Genomic DNA, 18,158 nt, shown 5'->3' on the forward strand with positions numbered 1-18,158 from the left:
AGAACGGACACAAGAACGTACTTCCGCATGGAGTAAAGTCCGAGAAACGTTTCATGCGGCGCCGAAAAAAAGTCTAACGGTCAAGGCGTACTTTGCAAAGAGCCTGAAATGAGGTACGCCTTCATGCAAGAACACAGGCAAGAGTTCAGCGTCAAGGCAATGGTGCGGGTTTTGAACGTATCCCGCAGCGGCTTCTACGACTGGGTAGCCAGAGGAACACTCTGTTCCAAGCAACAGCAACATCGGGACCAGCTGGATCGCCAGGTACAGGAGTGTTTTACGGCCAGCAAAAAACGCAGTGGCGCTCCGCGGCTGACAAAGGAACTGGCAAGCCGAGGTAATGTGTATAACCGTAAGACAGTTGCTGCCAGCATGTGGCGGCAGGGGCTGCGGGCTAAGGCAGCCAAGAAGTATAAGGCCACTACCTCCTCGAAACACAATCTGCCGGTGGCTTCCAATCTACTGAAGCAGAACTTCAATGCTACGGCGGCGAATCAGAAATGGGTTGGGGACATCACCTATTTATGGACAGAAGAAGGCTGGCTATACCTGGCTGTAGTGATAGATCTCTACAGCCGCCTGGTTGTCGGCTGGGCGATGTCAGAGCGAATGACGGCCACACTGGTCTGTGATGCTTTGCGTATGGCCCTGAGGCGACGAAAAATGCCTAGGGGAGTTATCGTGCACTCTGATCGGGGGAGCCAATACTGCTCCCGAGATTATCAGTCGCCGATCAAAGCGCATAATCTGGAATGTAGCATGAGCGCGAAGGGAAACTGCTACGACAACGCTTGCGCAGAAACATTTTTCCACTCACTAAAAGTAGAATCGATTCATGGCGAACGCTTTCCAACAAGACTGGCGATGCGTGAAACGGTGTTTGAATACATAGAAGTGGATTACAATCGAACCCGCCTTCACAGCGCCAACGGCTACCTCAGCCCAGAAGCGTTTGAGGCACAGCAAGCTGCTTAATGGCGTGTCCGTTGCTGGTGGGCAAGATCACTCGGTAACACCCCCATCGAAAGATATCGCAATAGAGACTTCCTCTGTATCTTAGTCTTTTTGAGTGTCTGCACAATATCAAAATCAGAGGAAAGGCTGCTATTTCAGGTTTGCTTAATTTACTGCTGAGCTAACTCCCTGGAATCCATAAAGAGCCATAGATTTTTACTATCCACTCAAAAAAATGCTCTTCCCTTACCCGCTGGATTATCAACTGTAAAGTGGTGGCAGACCCAAAAGACATTGCCAATACTCACAGGTTAAACCGACCTGCGGACGGCGGTACTATTCTCCATTGCTCCAGTGACCCGTACCGTTGACTTCTCCGGATATAGTTCCGGCACGGGCGGGAAGTTCTCCCTACATCCCGATAAGAGAGGCAAACAATTTGGTACGATCGTATAAATGAATACGTCATACACAGGAAGCTGGAGCGACCTTCCTACTACAATGACGTAAAAAACTACGTTATCGGGGGGATCAATCCTGCTTTTTTAGCAATTTTTTTATGAATAAGTGTCTGATCCGCTTGACTCTATAGTCCGTACCTCTCGCACATCCATACATAACGAGAATATTGGAAGTACGGGAGTTATCTGCGGGAAAATAGAAAGAGTACCAGGCTGCCAAAGGTTTATCCGGTAAATGAAAATTACGCCAAATACTATTGAGTATCTGAAGGTATTTGGGTATCACGGAACTGAGTTTACCTGTTTGTAATCATTGGCCTCTACTCGAGGCGAACGGCTGGCTGGCAACCTGATCAGAGAATGTACACTGCACGGGAGGTACAAGGGTTGAGTGTGCTTACGAACCTGCCCTCAAATTAGAGACACTTATCCATTAATAAATTTATTCTTTGCCGCCCTGCCCAAAAGAGTCACCGGTTTTATGAAGTTGAAATGTGTTGATTACTTCGTGTAACTGCCAGGCACCGGAAATTGCTGAATATTTTGGTACTTACTACCGGGTCGGAAGGAAAGAATACCCCTCTCCCAGGACACACTGTGAATACATCCTTGTACGCTCGTAATCGGCATCCATGCCTCATACGATCCTGGGAGAGGGGTATTCTTCCCTCCTGCTTTACTAGTAGACAGAAGTTGTAATGATGGTAACAAGCCGTCAAGGACTGCTCAGGTACTAATCTATAGGGAGATTTGCCGAACTGATTTTAGAAAAAAGAAATTTCTTGTCCAGCCAAACGGATGACAGGCCGCATATTTTGGCGCACCACAGCAACATCCTGCCATAGACTGCTCGCCTCTCCTAAGGTGTTGCCTGATAAAGTTGTCAATAACGGCAGCTTTAAACCACCACTACAGGAAACTCCAGTATTTTGTCCTCTGCCTGCCTCATCATCCAAGCGTACTCACCTCTCCACTGGGTAGTCTGGATTGTCGGTTTAAAAAACAACTGCCAGGCCACTTAACAGGTGAATGCAATACAGAGACGACTATTTTCTTGCGGAAGGCACTGCTGCTAAAAGAGAAAGAAAAACTGCAAAACCAAACGGTCATTGACAAACAGGGTAAAGACCTACTGGTCATTATAAATTTTTCTTCATAATTGGTTAACTGTATCCGCACAAACACCTTTCTTAACGGAAAAAATTACAAATATTTTTTTTGCAAAAGAAATAATTATGGCACTTATTTCATCATTGTAGTAGTGACAATCGTTTATTAAATTCTCGATTGGGGTTATCCTGACACGGTCATTTTCGAGAGGGGAATTGATAAAAATGCAATCGGTATGTAGAGCACAAAGTCATTACTGAAATTTTTGCATACTTTCCTTGACTTTTGAATGCCGCCTGGGCTAGGCAGGACATTGTAGCCACTCAATGAAATAAGCTTCTCCCAGACTTTATCTGTGTTCAAGCAGGCTGCATGATTAGATGCTGGAAATACAGCGAAAAATAAAAAAAGGGAAAAGGCTCCAAAACGCAATTTAGAATAAATTTACTCAACTGGTGACTTAAATTTGGCACTACCCAATACATTGAATTCTTTTTTCCTGGAATACTAATCGCTCAATAAATTTAATACCAGAGCTGCAATCTACTTCATTCCGATAAAATTTAGTGAACAACCAAGCAGCCTCGTAAGACTGCGCTCACATTTCATGCCAGGGAACCCACTTTTGGAAGTCATATTCGAGCACTGGGCTAGTATTAGCCCTCAATAAAAATGGAATTAATTTGTTCAAGATCAGACACAGATTTCTAGAAAGAAAAAACCACCAGGTCATTTCTATGATTAAGGGCTCTGTTTTCATGCAGGCTGATACCCCCATGTTAACTCGACTCACTCATCCGGTTTTTATATGATTAACCACTGCGAAAGAGTTATTTCCACATGGATGAATGAGTACGGCTCCGGTCTGCGGCGCTATTTCGCACCACGGGTAAACAATGCCGATATTGACGATCTGGTACAGGAGGTTTTCTTCCAACTGCACTTGCAGGTAAGGCAACAGGAAACGGAGATCCACAACCCACAAAGCTACATCTTTACCGTTGCCAGAAATCTATTGATTAGCCGAAGCCGACATCAGAAATCCAGATCCCGTACCTTCCAAGATGCACTTGAATACGAATTCGAGATACCCGACGTTATTTCTCCCGAGCGGGCCGTTATCGGTATGCAGGAGTATCGTCGTGTAGTCAAGGCGATTGTCGGCCTACCGCCACGGGCACGGGCCGCTTTTCAGTTTCATCGGTTCGAGGATATGACGTATCAGGATATTGCCGAACAGATGAATATTTCCAAGGAGTCTGTAAAGGAGCTTATTCACCGCGCACTGGTGCGGATAAGACAGGTTATGGAGGACGAAACATGACATTGCAAACCCATTCCGATCACAAAACACAGCGTGCGGCCGCCACCTACTGGTTCAACGAGCTGCGTTCAGGCGATATGAACGAACAAGAACAGTATTGGTTCACCCAGTGGCTTTGCCAGACACGGGAAAATTGTTTGGCCTACCGGCAAATGGAGTGCGACTGGGCATTTTTCGATGCAATTGCCGAAGATGCGGCAATCCTGGCGGCGAGGGAGGAGGATCGCAATACTTTTTTGGGCAATGGGGTGAGCTGCGTCACGCTGTTTGCAGCGACAACCGGCCAAGCCCTGCTCTCTGCCGGTCTGGCGGGTGGCTAATCGCCAGTATAGCCTCAGCACCCCCGAATAAGTTCACCAAACAATTCCCTGACTTTGATCTTGGCATCGTTTAGTGCACTACGACCCTTGCCGGTAATGGTGTAAACGCGTCTCGGGCTGCGCCCACCACTCTCTCGGCTGGAAATCAGATAGCCTTTTCTTTCCAGCCCATGCAGCATCGGGTAAAGGGTGCCGGCACTAATATCGTAGCCATGCCGCTGTAACTCCTCCATGATTCCAAGCCCAAATACAGGCTCTATGGCTGCATGATACAGAATGTGCAGGCGGATCAGGCCACCGTAGAGATCCTTGTCTGTCATTTTTGCTTCTTTGTCATTTTTTGTCCCCAGGCAGCCTCATATGGCCACCCTGGGAAGGTTGCTGGTACAAAAGCCTGCAAGCTCTACCCCCCAAAGGGCTCGCGCCGGCATCCACTGGTACCGAGTTCAACTGGATGCCCGTTAGGCTACCGGTAGCCGGACCTTACCGGAAGCATCGGGAATAGTCATGGGACCCTCTGCTTATGCTTACTTCCGGGCAGAATCCACAAGCGTGACGGCAACCTGTCTTTTCCAGGCTTTTCGAGAGGCCTTTCACAGCTTGTAACTGGAGTCCAAAGCGACAATTTGCGATTGAACCAATATGGGGAGTTTGGTATTTTATCGAAATTCGATATTGTTGTGGAGAAATGCCTGATGAAAGCGGGAATCCTTATAAAAACCTGGATCGGCAGCATTTTTCTGATGGCCGCCGTGGGGATTGGCGTAGCCCAGCCGGGAAAAGAAAAGCAGGCTACGACCCATTGGCTGACAGATGCAGAAAGCAATTCGACTCGTTTCACCAGACTGCAGCGCTATCTGCGGGGATTTGACCAGCCGATGTGGGAGGTGGGTGAGCGCTTTGAATCCATCTATGAAGCATTGAGGCGCGATAACTTTGCCCTTGCCAGCTACCATTGGAGCAAAATTCGTACCACCATACAAAATGGGTATCTGAAGCGCCCGGCACGCAAGGCCAATGCGGATGCTATATTACTCGGCAGCACTTGGGAAACCGTGGACCGGGACTTTCAATCAAAAGATCCAGCCAGGGCCTGGACGGGGTTTGCCAGGGCGAGGGCCGCCTGTTTGGCTTGCCATGTGGCGGAATCCGTCCCTTTTATGAATAATCAGCCGGTTTTCGAGCTGTACGCACCTTCGCGGAAGGAGACACAGTGAACTCTGTTTTTTTCGGTGGGCATGAGGCCAGGGCTTGCGCCAGTGCCACCATCTTCATTCGGCTGGCGGTGGGCCTCGCGGTGTTCTTCCCAGAAGGCCTGCAAAAGCTGCTGTTCGCCGATATTCTCGGGGCCGGACGCTTTACGGGAATCGGCATTCCGTTGCCCGGGTTTTTCGGCCCCTTTGTGGGTGTGGTTGAAATTCTGTGCGGCTTGATGATCATTTTTGGCATTGGCACGCGTTTAGCGACGATCCCGCTGATTATCACCATGTGTGTTGCGCTGCTTTCCACCAAGCTGCCTATTCTACTGGGACACGACTGGTGGATCTTTCACGTATCCGAAATGGGCCGCTACGGTTTCTGGAGTGCTCAGCACGAAGCCAGGGCGGATATGGTGATGCTGCTAAGCCTCATGTTTCTCTTTATCACGGGTGCCGGACGCTGGTCGTTCGATCACTGGCTATGGGCCCGTCAAAACGCGCGCCTGGGAGCTTCTTCAACCAACAGTTAACGCACATCCAGTGCACGGCGGGCGCCCAACTGCAAACCTTTTTCTCAACACCGCTAGCTCTACCCCGGCACCACCGGCAGTGGGTGGGCTGGCGAGGCCTTTGAAAACCAGCAGCACCACAAACCGGCAACAACATTTCAGATTCCAGACTCCCTTCTTGACTGCCGGGTGATTTAACAATCTCTGCCAAGCAATCGCATAATTTCACAGTTTTCATTTTTAGATAGTTTTAGCCCACTACTTATTGGCTGATCGATTACTGGGTGGTTTTCATTTTAGTCATTGACAACTAAGTGGGTTACAAAATAGCGGAGGTGGCCATTATGGGCAAGGGTGTCTGGGTCTAAGCGCACTTTCCTGAGCTGTGCGTCAATAGCAATTTTAAGGAACACGGATTCAACCATGAATTTGATATCCAGGCTTCTGGTGGAAACAACATGGCACAAACTGGCAGGAGGCCTGGATTCAACTTTTACTCACCGCGTAGCACCTGGAATGAGTCAGGCGGACCAGACTGCCTGCCTTTCCAATTGTACCATCCGACGTACCGATTCTCGCCCAAGGTACTGTATGACACCGTTTCCCAGAACCCATGGGTCAAAGCAACTGGCGCTAAGCACAATTTGTCACGCTCTCCAATCCACGCATTCAGGTTATCGCTGAGGGTGTGCCGCCAGGTTTTACCTGACCACAAAAAACAGTATCCGCTGGCTAAATCAGCCTAAATGCCACAAAAGTTTCTCGGATCACGATCCAGAGACGCATTCTTAGGAAGGGTTGCAAGCCCAGCTTTAACTTTGGTTCACGGTGAGTGTGATTTTTGACTAACGCGTCAAATAAAAAACCCCACCCTACAAGGACATAGCCATTGTGCATTTGCTATGGACAATAGGGCAATTGAAATTAACAATTATCATGAAATTATATATATAATAGAAAGCCAAGATATACAGGGAACTGGCCTATTAAATAATGGTCTGTTGTCACTCATGGAATATCATTCAGGAGAATAGTCACCAGAATGCTCTCTATTTCACAGACCCTCTACCCTGAGGCATTGGGAGTATGTCAAGGTGACGCCATTGAGGGCACCCTATACACGGGAACATTGATGCAGCACCCGCGCAGTAGTGAGGACCCATTTTGAAAGCTTCGAGTGCAATTCGCAATTTCGTAGAACACCCCCTAACCAATTTATGTGTTGGCCTGTTGCTCTTTGGTAGCGGCTTTGCTGAGGCCTATGAAAGCCTGCATAGTGACCTTACAAACATGAACTTCGGCGCCCACCACGGGCTGATGCTGTTTGGCACATTAAACGTACTTGCAAGCATCCCGGATATCATAGAGGGGGTTGGCTCCGGGGCGAATTACCTTGAGCATCGAGCCAAGCGGCATCAACCGTCAGATAAAGACAATCAAGAAGCTGCGTAACGGCACCCCGCCCTCTTGGGCGGGCTTCTCACTTTTCAGACAACGACCAGCGGTTTCCGGATTTACGCTTTCCTCCACCAATAAACGAACACTTCCTCCGCCTTCAGTTACACTATACCCTGCCGCTTAACATTGATCGCCGAATCAATATCTAGATTTTAGATGACACGGTCTATTCGAAAAAATATACCCTAGAGAGGGTTATTTTCGGGTAGGGGATGTGCAGATATTTATTGACGCCGGAAAGGGGCGCCGAACCGCTAGCGCAATTTGTCTCCCTTTTCGACCGGCCGCAGCAACTCTGTCAATGGAATCCAAATGGCATCAGATCGCCTTAACTGGTTTTTTACGATTGCCGCCAATATCGGCGTTATACTCGGTCTGGGTTTTCTGATACTTGAAATCCGCCAGAGCACTCTTGCGACACAAGCAACACTGAATCTTAATCTGGTTACCTACGGGCGAGAAAACGCTGAACTGCTGGCTTCTAGCGATGAACTGGCCGATATCGTCTTTCGCGGGGAGCAGGACCCAACCTCCCTCTCTCCTTTGGAACTAGAGAGATTCCTTATCTTCACGACATGGCGGATGACGGCATGGGAGACCGCATTTTTGAATTATGATACCGGTGTTGTGGCCGACCGTTATTGGATAAGCTTCAATACCTGGTACTCAAGGTTAGTAAAAAGCAAGCCTGGGTACCTATACTGGTGGCTGGCATCTCGTCATGGTTTTGACCTCTATTTTCGCGAGCATGTGGATCAGGTACTCGGGCTCGAATCGGATAGTACTACCAGGCGGCAACAATAGTTTATCATTTGCGATGGCTATTGTTTTGGGTAGTTTGTGCGCGAACTTTATAAAGCCTGCAGAAGCGTTTGCGCTCGATACACGCTGGGGCTTATCTGTGTTTGGGTACCGTAAAGAGATGGGTTAAGATTTTGAACACTGCCAATTTATCCGTAACTCAGGCACGGGAAATTACTGCCCCCGACTTAGATGTTGATCTACCATCCATAATCTGTCCTGCCCCCAAACAACCAGGGAGTCAATGATCATGGCTGGCACGCCCCAGAGCCCGTACTCGTAGATCTCCTGACGGTTCATCTCGGCAAAATCACGCCAGTTTTCACTCATTAATGCACTTTCACAGCTTGGCCAATCAAGTGCTAATTCATGACACAATGACCGCAGGTTTTTCAGATTGGAAATATCAATTGCTTTTGACCAGCTTGCTTTGGTCATGGCGAGCACATACTCACGCTCCTTACCCATATTTTTGGCAACATAAAAAAGAGCCAGGGCATTTTCTACACCTTTGCCCAGGGGATCGGAAATATAGCCGAAGGGGATATCATGACGGTTAGCTTCACGCTTGGCATCTAGCAAAATATATAATCGCTTGGAGGTGGGGACCGATAATCCTCTCATCACCATAGGCAGTATGGGTTTAAGTTCCAATTCACATTGGTAGTGATCTGCCAGGGCAAACAATCTGGTTAATAAGATATATGAATAGGGGCTTCGAAAAGAGAAATAACAGCTAAGGACTTTACCTTTTCCAGAGTCCGCTGTCCCTGTAAAATTGTTTTGATCAGGACTTGGAAATAAAAGTTCTCCATCGGTTAAGCGTCGTTCCAGGTAATGAAGCCTATCGATCCCCCAGTATTTTTCACCAGCATACTCAATCATAGCGGTTAGGTAGTGGCCACGTTTTATCATAACCGTGTTATTGTCAGTGAGCTGTTGTTGTAATATCGGGATATTTGCACTTTGAATACCAGGAATGGCTGTATGTGCTACCCACAAGGATTTAAAAATCGCGGCAATGGCTTTCCATGGATGAGAGCCTTGTGCCGCCTCACACAATACCAGGCTTGCCTTCTCGGAGAGGCTGCTACGCTTTACCGGCGGCTCCAGATTATAGGCGCGCGCTAAACGCTGGCAATCCTCTAAGGCATAATCAGCCAGTAATTGGCGTTCTGGATAACAGCTATCTTCTAGGTGAGTAACAATAATTGGACGGAGTTCACAAGCGTATTTCTCACAAAACTGGGGAAGTACCTGGCTCAACAAATAGGAATATGGATCATCGGCACGAAGATAGCAATCTCCATGGCCCTGCTTGCGGCGCTTCAGCAATTTTTTTTCAGCCCGCCGATAGATCTTTGCTCTTCTTTTGTCACTGGTATACCAGCGAGCAAACATCGAGATTAAACGTTTCTTTACAGTCAACACTAGGCCCTAACGTAGTTTACAATCAATTTAAAAGCCAATATTCCCAGCGAGCCTGCCAATGCTAACCCAGAGTGGGGAGCCAGGGATACTGCGTCGCCCCCTTGCCGCTCCCAATCCTTTTTTGCCATATCCGGCAACATCAATCAATAACAAACCAACTAAAGTTTTGGGTTAGATGCAACAATATTACCAATCGCACACTTGTGCTTTATCAGGCTTTTACTCTGCATCCATTAAAAACAAGAAATTTCTGAGCAGTTAGCTGCAACTGCCCTAACTTACAGAATACTTCAGGCATGAGTATTAAGACATGAACAGCCTCATATCATCGATAGGATATCCAGCTGTTTGCTTTTAGAGTCAACGGTAGAAAACAGCCCTATACTCGATTAAATTCAATTTATGAGACATTCTAAAAGATAAATGAGATTATGTAAATCGTGCGGATATCGGATAAACAATAAATGTGGCGATGATGTGACAATATAAGGGCAATTCAGGCCCTGCCTGTCTTCTGTCGCCACTCCCGCCCATTCATTCCTGCGCCCTATCCCCCCCATCCACTTTCATTGATGACCCAACAAGTATGACCGCCAGGATCAGGGCCCTTCCATGCAACATCTGGCACAGGCCAGGAGCTGTATTGCCAAGTCAACTTTTACGGTGTTTTTCCCTTTTTAATCGGTACATTTTGGCTATTGCATCGAGAAACTAAAATCACTTTCTCTGCTCGATTGTAAAAAGTTCTTCAAAGCGATATAAGGTACAAAGTGATCTAGGCAGTGCCGGGAAATCAACCACGAAAGGTTTCTGAAACCGGAACCGGCGGCAGGCAATGGTCAACTTTGTAAGAGAGAGCAATAGCAACCCGTCAAACCAACTATATCTGATTTAACAATCACCTATAGGAGGTTTTACACAATCGCCAGGATGACGGGATACAGCTATGTAGCAAAACCTTATGTGGTGTATTTCTTTGAACAGGTACAACCTGAAATTCAGCGTCAATACAAAAGATGGATTCATGGAGGGCTTCACTGATGCCAACTGGACGACAATTACTCAATCAGCTGGAAGTAGATTCACCCGTTTTTGGCGTTGCCTACTCAATCATTAGTTGGTCCGGCCTTGCCAAAGGCGTTTCCATTTCTCCATCCGGCATTACCAAACTTTTAGGGAAACTGGTGGAAGATGGCCATGCAACCACTTTTATGATTGAGAATGGCAACATCACCATGACAGGGATGAGTGATGAAGGCTGGGTTTTTTATGGGGGCCCAATAGGCAGGACCAACTGGGCCAGAAACACCCAGAATGCAAACACGGACGTTTATTATACAAAATGCACTGCAGAGGATGTAATAAAATACAAACAAATACAAGATGAACTGGAAAATGCCGACAACACCCAGTACCACGAGGTCTGGCCCAATATCCCCGGCAGAACACGATACGAGAACTGCATAAGTTCCAGCCATATGATTGTACACAAAATGGGCTTTGGCACCGCTCTGGCCACCCAGGGGGTATGGATACCTTCAATCAGTAACTGGGCAACCTGGACGGCCACAAAGATGTCCGCCTGGAAGCACAAGCGGTTTGCACATGTAAATACACATATGCCTTAAACCTCTGCATACGAGGGGGTTTTCTCCATATACAGTTAATGCCCGGCAATCTGCCTGGTTGCCGGACCAGTTTGGCACGGAAGCTTGCCACCATAGCCCCCTGAGCTACAAATAACCCCGTGCAAGCGAGGCAGTATTTTCAAGAGCAAACCCGGCAGGCCCTGCAGCTCCGTTCGGTCATTGTGTGAGAAAAACAGGTATGCCCCGATTTGCTTTACTCTCCCGACTTCTCTCTACCCCAACCTTCCCTCAGCGTCTATAAACAGCACTCTTTTACAAATTTCCAGACAAGGAAATTTCCGCGAATACTATTGCTTTAACCAGAGGGGAATCCTTAAGATAGGCCGCCGGCAGTAATTTGACTTTCCTGCCGAAAACCTCCTGCCCGGCAATCCAATACTTACAAAGCAAAGAAAACTGCCCGATGCTCAGCTATACACTGGTTAAACAGGTCCATATCACTACTGCAGTGATCAGTCTCTTTCTATTTCTCCTGAGAGTAGGGTTGGATTTCGGCAAAAAAAACCACTGGCGGCAAACGCCATTACGCCTGGCGCCCCATATCAATGATACTTTATTGCTGTCGGCAGCCATTACCCTGGCGATTCTCGGGAATTGGAATCCGGTTTTATACCACTGGCTTGCAGCGAAATTGGTGTTGGTATTAGGCTATATCGTTGCAGGCTTCATGGCCCTGCGTCCAACGCTTTCCCGGCGTACCCGTATCATGGCCGCCCTGTTGGCGCTCGCGCAGATAGCGCTCATCTTCTACCTGGCAATCATTAAACCGGTACTTTGGTAGGTTTTCTCAGCTGTATACACCCGGCAATCAAATAGAAATCCATAGGCTACGGATTGCCCTCCCATAAAATATGGCGCAACTGGTTGCTACGGTGCGTATTTTGGAGAGTGGAGAGACAAAAATGTGCACCGGGAAGGGCTTAACCCGGCTGCCTAACAAGACGGAAATGCAGCCGGGGCAAGGCGCCCCGGCTTAATACTGCGCTTACAAAAGTGCTTAATTGAGCTTCTCTTTAATCCGCGCCGCTTTACCAGTCAGGCTGCGCAGGTAGTACAGTTTGGCCTGGCGCACATCACCACGGCGTTTTACCTTAATGCTGTCAACCAGTGGACTATGGGTCTGGAAAGTACGCTCTACACCAACACCGTGGGAGATTTTACGCACGGTGAATGAGGAGTTCAGGCCGCGATTACGCTTACCGATCACCACCCCCTCAAACGCCTGCAAGCGCTCGCGGTTCCCCTCTTTTACTTTCACCTGAACGATAACGGTATCACCGGGTGCGAAAGGAGGCACCTCGCTCTTTAGCTGCTCTTGCTCCAATTGCTGGATAATTTTGTTGGTCATTTGGATTGCTCCCAAACAGGGTTTGTGTAGCTTCTCAGCTAGTTTACCGAACTACTCCCGCCTCCCGGCGAATCCGGCATCAAGTTTTCAGGAATTTCGCTCCCGCCGGATTTCTGCCAGCAATTGCTTCTGTTCCTCACTCAGCTCCAACCCCTCCAGAAGATCGGGTCGGCGCTGTTGTGTGCGTGCCAGGGCCTGTTTGAGGCGCCAGCGGCGTATTTTCTCATGGTTGCCCGAAAGCAACACTTCAGGCACCACCTCCCCCCGGTACACTTCGGGCCGGGTGTAGTGAGGGCAATCCAGCAGGCCTGTGGAAAAAGAATCTTCAACCACCGACTGAGTGTGCCCGAGGGCACCGGGTATCAAGCGGATGATTGCATCCATCATTACCATAGCAGCCAGCTCACCACCACTGAGGACATAGTCACCAATAGACCATTCCTCGTCGATCAGGGACTCTATGATACGCTCATCCACCCCTTCATAGCGCCCCGCCAGCAGTACCAGATTTCCGGCAATCGAAAGCGCTTCGATTCCACCCTGGTCCAGCTGCTGTCCCTGCGGAGAAAGATAGATACTCCGTACAGGCTCACCCTCCGCTCCGGCCCAGGCACGTGCAGCCTCCAGAGCCCGGTATAGGGGTTCAGCCAACATCACCATTCCGGGACCACCACCATAGGGGCGGTCATCCACGGTACAGTGCCTGTCACTGGTGAAATCCCGGGGGTTCCAGCAACGCACCTCCAGCAGGCCCGCTTTCACAGCCCGTCCGCTGACACCATACTCGGTCAGTGCGGCAAACATTTCCGGGAAAATGCTTACCAGAGCGATTTTCTTCATTATCGCTCCAATGCTTTAAAAATCCGGGTCCCAGTCGACGGTGACCACACCGGCCTGCAGGTCTATATCTAGGATAAACTGGCCTGGCAGATAGGGAATTAAACGCTCGCGCCTGTCCGTACCGCCACGTACTACCAACACATCGTTGGCACCCGTTTCCATCATATGCGCGACTCTACCAAAGTCCTGCACTGCACCCTGAAAGTGGCTGATTACCCGCAAGCCCTCGAGTTGGTGCCAGTAATACTCGCCCCGTTCGAGCGTGGGCATAAAATCACGCACAACCGCTATTTCGCGCTGACAGATCTCCGTCGCCTTATCGCGATCGTCTATGCCTTTGATATGTACAACCAAACCCTTACCGTGGCATCTGCCAGCATCTATTTCAAGGGTTTCCCAGCCTTTCGGCCCGCGCAATCTCCAACTGGGGAACTGCAGGATGCTGTCCATCGGCTCTGTATAGGAGTGTACCTTTACCCAACCGCGCACACCATAAGCCATCGTTATGCGCCCAACAGTGACCAAATCTTCGGAATTATTCCCCTCTTCTGTCACAAGCGCACTACCACGGGCCAATCAGGCAGATTCTTTCAGCAGCTTGCTGACACGATCAGAAACCTGCGCACCTCGACCCAGCCAGAAGTCCACGCGTTCGCGGTCAATCCGCAGACGCTCTTCCTGGCCACGAGCAACCGGGTTGAAGAAGCCAACACGCTCTATAAAACGACCGTCGCGAGCATTGCGACTGTCGGTAACTGTCAGGTGATAAAACGGGCGCTTTTTAGCACCACCACGAGCCAAGCGAATGGTTACCATGTAACTTTCCTGTAGGTTCAAGACTGGGTGACCGCACTCTTCGGCCACCGAAATAACTTTGCCGGCAGCGCACCGGACTGAAAGGCGGCGTATTCTAATGCAGCACCAGGAATTTGTATAGCGCTGTATCAGCCCCCACCCAGCGGCCTGGGGCGCTACTTTTTCTTAAGCCCAGGCGGTAAGCCACCGGGCATACCACCCATTCCTCCCATACCGCCAGGCATACCCCCGCCCATACCGGGCAAGCCGCTCATGCCACGCATCATCTTACCCATACCACCCCCCTTGAGCTTCTTCATCATCTTGCCCATCTGTTTGTGCTGCTTGAGCAGGCGGTTCAGGTCCTGCAGGTGGGTTCCGGATCCGGCAACGATTCGGCGCTTGCGGGAACCATTGAGGAGTTCGGGACTGCGGCGTTCAGCCGGGGTCATGGAGGAGATGAGCGCATCCATACGCTTGAACTCTTTGCCCATATCTGCCTGCTGTGCGGCCTGGGCCAAACCACCCATACCCGGCATCTTTTCCAGCAGGGAACCAAAGCCACCCATATTTTGCATCTGCTGCAGCTGGTCGCGCAGGTCTTCCAGGTCGAAACCTTTACCCTTCTGCACCTTCTTGACCAGCTTTTCAGCCTTGCCCTTATCAATCTTCTGTTCTGCCTCTTCAATCAGAGACAGGATATCCCCCATACCGAGAATACGGGAGGCAATACGGTCCGGATGAAAGGTCTCCAGCGCATCGGCCTTTTCACCGACACCGATAAACTTGATGGGCTTGCCGGTCACCTGACGCACAGACAACGCTGCACCACCGCGGGCATCACCATCGGCCTTGGTAAGGATGATACCGGTTAGCGATAGAGCCTTATCGAAGGCGCTGGCGGTATTCACAGCATCCTGACCGATCATGGCATCAATCACGAACAGGGTTTCAGCCGGGTTCAACGCGTGGTGCAACTCGCGGATCTCGTCCATCAGCTGGGCATCAATATGCAGGCGCCCCGCAGTATCCACAATCAATACATCGGCAAACTGTTTGCGCGCGGCCTCAATCGCCCCCTTGGCGATATCCAGAGGTTTTTGCTCCGGGGTAGAGGGATGGAACTGTGCCCCCACCTCACTCGCCAGGGTTTCCAATTGTTTGATGGCAGCCGGGCGATATACGTCAGCGCTCACCACCATCACTTTCTTCTTCTCCCGCTCCTGCAGGTACCTGGCCAGTTTGGCAACACTGGTGGTTTTACCAGCCCCTTGCAGGCCGGCCATAAGGATAACTGCGGGGGGCTGGACAGCCAGCTTGAGGGGCTCTGCAGCTGCCCCCATGACCTTTACCAACTCATCCTGAACAATCTTGACGAACTGTTGGCCCGGATTCAGGGCCTTGCTCACTTTCTGCCCCACCGCTGCGGTGCGCACCTGCTGCACAAAGGCCTTTACAACCGGCAGGGCGACATCCGCCTCAAGCAATGCCTTTCGCACCTCGCGCAGGGTATCGCGGACATTGTCATCGGTCAGGCGCGCCTTGCCGGTGACTTTCTTTAGAGCCGCTGATAAGCGGTCACTCAGGTTATCGAACATAAATTCGCCTCGATTTCTCCGGTTGCGGATTGGACCCCGGTGCGCAGGGTCGCGGAACCATTCACAACACCCTGTCTGAGGCGCGGCAGTATAGCCCAGGTACCCGCGCAGCCGAAATAACACCAAACCTTTCCTGTTCAAGCGGGCTGTGACACACTTCCAGTCAGTTGCAATCATGATACGGATCGAATCAATGGCGGCTTACGCCCACTGGACAGCCATCACACTCTACCTGGCCACTACCGCTGTTGCGGCGACAGCCCTTGCCCACAAGCGCCAACCAGACAACAGACTGCTTCTGGCACTACTTGCCGCAGCGTTGACAACCCATGCGATCTCCCTGGTGCATACCCTGTTTTCCCCCCTGGGCTATCGCTTCGACCTGCTGGCGATGCTGTCACTGGTTACCTGGGTGGTTAACCTGCTGCTGTTAATGCTTGCGGCGAAGCGACCCCTGACCTTGCTGATTTTGATTTTTGCCCCCATAGGGGCAATCACAGAATTCGCCGCCTCGCATACCTGGGGCGCAGTCACCCCACACGGCCAGCTCTCCACGGGTATTGCAGTCCACGCACTGCTCTCAATACTCGCCTACTCACTGCTAACCCTGGCGACACTGCAGGCCATCTATCTCTACTATATGAACCAACAACTGCACAAACACCGACCGGTGGGGGCCGCCCGCTTACTACCCCCTTTACAGAGCATGGAGTCGCTGCTTTTCGGCCTTATCACTTTAGGCCAGTTACTTTTGACCGCTTCTCTGGTGACAGGCTTTGTCTTTGTAGGCAACCTGTTTGAGCAGGGACCCATGCACAAAACCCTACTCTCCATCATCGCCTGGGTGCTTTACAGCATTCTGCTCTGGGGACACTGGCAGTGGGGCTGGCGCGGCAACACGGCTGTACGCTGGACTCTGTGCGCCTTTGCCACTCTGATGCTGGCCTACTTTGGCAGCAAGCTGGTTATGGAAGTGATTCTCCAGCGCGGGTAGCGGGAGAAAAGAATATGACCCGAATACTTGCAGAGGTCGGCATTCTGTTCCAATATCTCCGCTTCGAATCAAAAAGAGTTCTCCCTTGAACGAGATCCACCCGGGCCTGCTGTTCAGCCTGCTGGCCCTGCTGGTCGTCATATCAGCTTTTTTTTCCAGTTCTGAAACCAGCATGATGGCGCTGAACCGCTATCGCCTGCGGCACCAGGCCAAAAGCGGGCATCGCGGAGCCAAACGCGTCATGGCGCTGCTTGCGCGACCCGACAAGCTGATCGGAGTCATTCTGATCGGTAACAATCTGGTCAATATCCTCGCCTCTGTCATTGCCGGCGCAGTGTTTACTAAACTCTACGGGGATGCCGGGGTGTTTTATGCCACCGCAGCACTCACTATCGTGATCCTGATTTTTGCCGAAGTAACACCAAAAACCATTGCCGCTTTACACCCGGAAAAAGTCGCTTTTCCTGCCTCATGGATTTTGCAACCGCTGCTGTGGCTACTCACTCCACTGGTGTTGTTAGTCGGCAGTATTTCCAATGGTTTGGCGCGCCTGGTGGGCGTCGAGACCACTGCAGGGGGCGAATCAGAACACCTGGCCCCGGAGGAACTCAGGACTGTGGTTTTTGAGTCCGGTGCCCGGCTTCCCAGCAAACACCAAGGGATGCTCCTCAACGTACTGGATCTGGATCAGGCCACTGTTGAAGACATTATGATTCCCCGCAACGAAGTCATGGGTGTGGATTTGGAGCACACTGCCGAGCAGATACTCCAACAGCTGGCTGAGAGCAGCTATACCCGTCTGCCGGTCTTTACAGGCGATATCAACCAGGTGACTGGTATCCTGCATCTGCGCCGCGCCGCACAGATATTGCGCGATGGCCCACATAATTTTTCCACGGCGCGCCTCAAGTCTTTCACCGATGACCCCTACTTTGTACCCGAGGCTACACCACTGCCCACACTGTTGATGAATTTCCAGAAAACCAAACGCCGTATGGGGCTGGTGGTGGATGAGTACGGCGAAGTGATGGGCATTGTTACTCTGGAGGACCTGTTGGAGGAAATCGTCGGTGATTTCACCGCAAGTCCGGTGCCCAGCGATGACCAAGAGATTATCGCCGTCGGGGATGGCTGGTATAGAATAGAGGGCGGCACATCCATTCGCGATATCAATCGCACCCTGGGTTGGCACCTGCCAACCGATGGCCCCAAAACCTTTAACGGTCTGGCCATGGAGCACCTGGAAAGCATCCCCGATGGTAACATCAGTCTCTATATCCTGAATTACCTGGTGGAGATTGAGGAAGTTTCCAACACAATGATCACTCGCGCACGCGCTAAGAAAATCAATGCCTAGGGCGAGGCCC

At 50.4% G+C, this 18,158-nt stretch carries 18 protein-coding genes and 1 pseudogene; 11 read left to right on the forward strand and 8 right to left on the reverse strand.

Going from position 1 to position 18,158, the window contains the following annotated elements; all coding sequences use genetic code 11:
• A pseudogene (locus ACL7TT_RS05385) lies at positions 1 to 975 on the forward strand (IS3 family transposase); the annotation flags it as partial.
• Positions 976 to 2,179: 1,204 nt separating this feature from the next.
• On the opposite strand, the gene ACL7TT_RS05390 reads toward ACL7TT_RS05385, so the two are convergent.
• Complete coding sequence (locus ACL7TT_RS05390) at positions 2,180 to 2,371, reverse strand: hypothetical protein (RefSeq protein ID WP_413393755.1); 192 nt, start codon at positions 2,369 to 2,371, stop codon at positions 2,180 to 2,182.
• Positions 2,372 to 3,369: 998 nt separating this feature from the next.
• Here ACL7TT_RS05390 and ACL7TT_RS05395 point away from each other — a divergent pair.
• Together ACL7TT_RS05395 and ACL7TT_RS05400 are read left to right on the forward strand one after the other, a co-directional pair.
• On the forward strand, positions 3,370 to 3,849 hold the full coding sequence (locus ACL7TT_RS05395) for an RNA polymerase sigma factor (RefSeq protein ID WP_413393756.1): 480 nt from the start codon (positions 3,370 to 3,372) through the stop codon (positions 3,847 to 3,849).
• On the forward strand, positions 3,846 to 4,169 hold the full coding sequence (locus tag ACL7TT_RS05400) for a DUF4880 domain-containing protein (RefSeq protein ID WP_413393758.1): 324 nt from the start codon (positions 3,846 to 3,848) through the stop codon (positions 4,167 to 4,169). Before ACL7TT_RS05395 ends, ACL7TT_RS05400 begins: the two co-directional genes overlap by 4 nt.
• A 14-nt stretch (positions 4,170 to 4,183) precedes the next feature.
• Here the strand turns inward: ACL7TT_RS05400 and ACL7TT_RS05405 are convergent, their stop codons facing one another.
• On the reverse strand, positions 4,184 to 4,489 hold the full coding sequence (locus tag ACL7TT_RS05405; RefSeq protein ID WP_299946174.1) for a PadR family transcriptional regulator: 306 nt from the start codon (positions 4,487 to 4,489) through the stop codon (positions 4,184 to 4,186).
• 375 nt (positions 4,490 to 4,864) lie between these two features.
• Here ACL7TT_RS05405 and ACL7TT_RS05410 point away from each other — a divergent pair, with 375 nt between their 5' ends.
• The 4 genes from ACL7TT_RS05410 to ACL7TT_RS05425 all read left to right on the forward strand — a co-directional run bounded on the left by ACL7TT_RS05410 (position 4,865) and on the right by ACL7TT_RS05425 (position 8,139).
• Positions 4,865 to 5,386 (forward strand): hypothetical protein, encoded by a 522-nt coding sequence (locus ACL7TT_RS05410; protein WP_413393760.1) that lies wholly within the window; start codon positions 4,865 to 4,867, stop codon positions 5,384 to 5,386.
• Positions 5,383 to 5,898 (forward strand): DoxX family protein, encoded by a 516-nt coding sequence (locus tag ACL7TT_RS05415; RefSeq protein ID WP_413393762.1) that lies wholly within the window; start codon positions 5,383 to 5,385, stop codon positions 5,896 to 5,898. Before ACL7TT_RS05410 ends, ACL7TT_RS05415 begins: the two co-directional genes overlap by 4 nt.
• Positions 5,899 to 7,041: 1,143 nt before the next feature.
• On the forward strand, positions 7,042 to 7,329 hold the full coding sequence (locus ACL7TT_RS05420) for a hypothetical protein (protein ID WP_299946168.1): 288 nt from the start codon (positions 7,042 to 7,044) through the stop codon (positions 7,327 to 7,329).
• Positions 7,330 to 7,647: 318 nt separating this feature from the next.
• On the forward strand, positions 7,648 to 8,139 hold the full coding sequence (locus tag ACL7TT_RS05425) for a hypothetical protein (protein WP_299946165.1): 492 nt from the start codon (positions 7,648 to 7,650) through the stop codon (positions 8,137 to 8,139).
• 171 nt (positions 8,140 to 8,310) lie between these two features.
• Here ACL7TT_RS05425 and ACL7TT_RS05430 read toward each other — a convergent pair whose 3' ends face one another.
• Positions 8,311 to 9,564: a DsbA family protein gene (locus ACL7TT_RS05430; RefSeq protein ID WP_299946162.1), complete on the reverse strand. Its 1,254-nt coding sequence runs from the start codon at positions 9,562 to 9,564 to the stop codon at positions 8,311 to 8,313.
• A gap of 1,043 nt (positions 9,565 to 10,607) precedes the next feature.
• On the opposite strand from ACL7TT_RS05430, the gene ACL7TT_RS05435 reads away from it, so the two are divergent.
• Together ACL7TT_RS05435 and ACL7TT_RS05440 are read left to right on the forward strand one after the other, a co-directional pair.
• Complete coding sequence (locus ACL7TT_RS05435) at positions 10,608 to 11,195, forward strand: hypothetical protein (RefSeq protein ID WP_299946160.1); 588 nt, start codon at positions 10,608 to 10,610, stop codon at positions 11,193 to 11,195.
• A gap of 424 nt (positions 11,196 to 11,619) precedes the next feature.
• Positions 11,620 to 11,997 (forward strand): SirB2 family protein, encoded by a 378-nt coding sequence (locus tag ACL7TT_RS05440; RefSeq protein ID WP_413393765.1) that lies wholly within the window; start codon positions 11,620 to 11,622, stop codon positions 11,995 to 11,997.
• Between the two features lie 216 nt (positions 11,998 to 12,213).
• Here the strand turns inward: ACL7TT_RS05440 and rplS are convergent, their stop codons facing one another.
• From rplS to ffh, 5 genes are all read right to left on the reverse strand, one after another.
• Positions 12,214 to 12,570: a 50S ribosomal protein L19 gene (gene rplS / locus ACL7TT_RS05445; RefSeq protein ID WP_286037023.1), complete on the reverse strand. Its 357-nt coding sequence runs from the start codon at positions 12,568 to 12,570 to the stop codon at positions 12,214 to 12,216.
• Positions 12,571 to 12,651: 81 nt separating this feature from the next.
• Positions 12,652 to 13,404: a tRNA (guanosine(37)-N1)-methyltransferase TrmD gene (gene trmD, locus ACL7TT_RS05450; protein ID WP_413393767.1), complete on the reverse strand. Its 753-nt coding sequence runs from the start codon at positions 13,402 to 13,404 to the stop codon at positions 12,652 to 12,654.
• 15 nt (positions 13,405 to 13,419) lie between these two features.
• The gene (rimM, locus tag ACL7TT_RS05455; RefSeq protein ID WP_413393769.1) at positions 13,420 to 13,959 is read right to left on the reverse strand and encodes a ribosome maturation factor RimM; all 540 of its coding nucleotides are present in this window, start codon (positions 13,957 to 13,959) and stop codon (positions 13,420 to 13,422) included.
• A 21-nt stretch (positions 13,960 to 13,980) separates the two neighbouring features.
• Positions 13,981 to 14,220: a 30S ribosomal protein S16 gene (gene rpsP / locus ACL7TT_RS05460; RefSeq protein ID WP_299946152.1), complete on the reverse strand. Its 240-nt coding sequence runs from the start codon at positions 14,218 to 14,220 to the stop codon at positions 13,981 to 13,983.
• A gap of 155 nt (positions 14,221 to 14,375) precedes the next feature.
• A complete protein-coding gene (gene ffh, locus ACL7TT_RS05465; RefSeq protein WP_413393771.1) occupies positions 14,376 to 15,797 on the reverse strand; it encodes a signal recognition particle protein in 1,422 nt (473 codons plus the stop codon).
• 175 nt (positions 15,798 to 15,972) lie between these two features.
• On the opposite strand from ffh, the gene ACL7TT_RS05470 reads away from it, so the two are divergent.
• Positions 15,973 to 16,791 (forward strand): cytochrome C assembly family protein, encoded by an 819-nt coding sequence (locus ACL7TT_RS05470; RefSeq protein ID WP_413393772.1) that lies wholly within the window; start codon positions 15,973 to 15,975, stop codon positions 16,789 to 16,791.
• An 85-nt stretch (positions 16,792 to 16,876) separates the two neighbouring features.
• Positions 16,877 to 18,148 carry an HlyC/CorC family transporter gene (locus tag ACL7TT_RS05475; RefSeq protein ID WP_413393774.1) on the forward strand — a complete coding sequence of 424 codons (1,272 nt, stop codon included), beginning with the start codon at positions 16,877 to 16,879 and terminating at the stop codon, positions 18,146 to 18,148.
• The last annotated feature ends 10 nt before the right edge of the window (positions 18,149 to 18,158 follow it).

Origin of the sequence: Microbulbifer jejuensis (assembly GCF_047289955.1) — a bacterium.
Lineage (GTDB): Bacteria > Pseudomonadota > Gammaproteobacteria > Pseudomonadales > Cellvibrionaceae > Microbulbifer.

What these genes read in the sequence shown, in the direction of transcription:
- ffh (WP_413393771.1), bottom strand. Translation starts at nt 15,797, where the DNA reads ATGTTCGATAACCTGAGTGACCGCTTATCAGCGGCTCTAAAGAAAGTC.
- ACL7TT_RS05400 (WP_413393758.1), top strand. Translation starts at nt 3,846, where the DNA reads ATGACATTGCAAACCCATTCCGATCACAAAACACAGCGTGCGGCCGCC.
- ACL7TT_RS05410 (WP_413393760.1), top strand. Translation starts at nt 4,865, where the DNA reads ATGAAAGCGGGAATCCTTATAAAAACCTGGATCGGCAGCATTTTTCTG.
- trmD (WP_413393767.1), bottom strand. Translation starts at nt 13,404, where the DNA reads ATGAAGAAAATCGCTCTGGTAAGCATTTTCCCGGAAATGTTTGCCGCA.
- ACL7TT_RS05440 (WP_413393765.1), top strand. Translation starts at nt 11,620, where the DNA reads ATGCTCAGCTATACACTGGTTAAACAGGTCCATATCACTACTGCAGTG.
- ACL7TT_RS05425 (WP_299946165.1), top strand. Translation starts at nt 7,648, where the DNA reads ATGGCATCAGATCGCCTTAACTGGTTTTTTACGATTGCCGCCAATATC.
- ACL7TT_RS05395 (WP_413393756.1), top strand. Translation starts at nt 3,370, where the DNA reads ATGAATGAGTACGGCTCCGGTCTGCGGCGCTATTTCGCACCACGGGTA.
- ACL7TT_RS05470 (WP_413393772.1), top strand. Translation starts at nt 15,973, where the DNA reads ATGATACGGATCGAATCAATGGCGGCTTACGCCCACTGGACAGCCATC.
- rpsP (WP_299946152.1), bottom strand. Translation starts at nt 14,220, where the DNA reads ATGGTAACCATTCGCTTGGCTCGTGGTGGTGCTAAAAAGCGCCCGTTT.
- ACL7TT_RS05405 (WP_299946174.1), bottom strand. Translation starts at nt 4,489, where the DNA reads ATGACAGACAAGGATCTCTACGGTGGCCTGATCCGCCTGCACATTCTG.
- ACL7TT_RS05435 (WP_299946160.1), top strand. Translation starts at nt 10,608, where the DNA reads ATGCCAACTGGACGACAATTACTCAATCAGCTGGAAGTAGATTCACCC.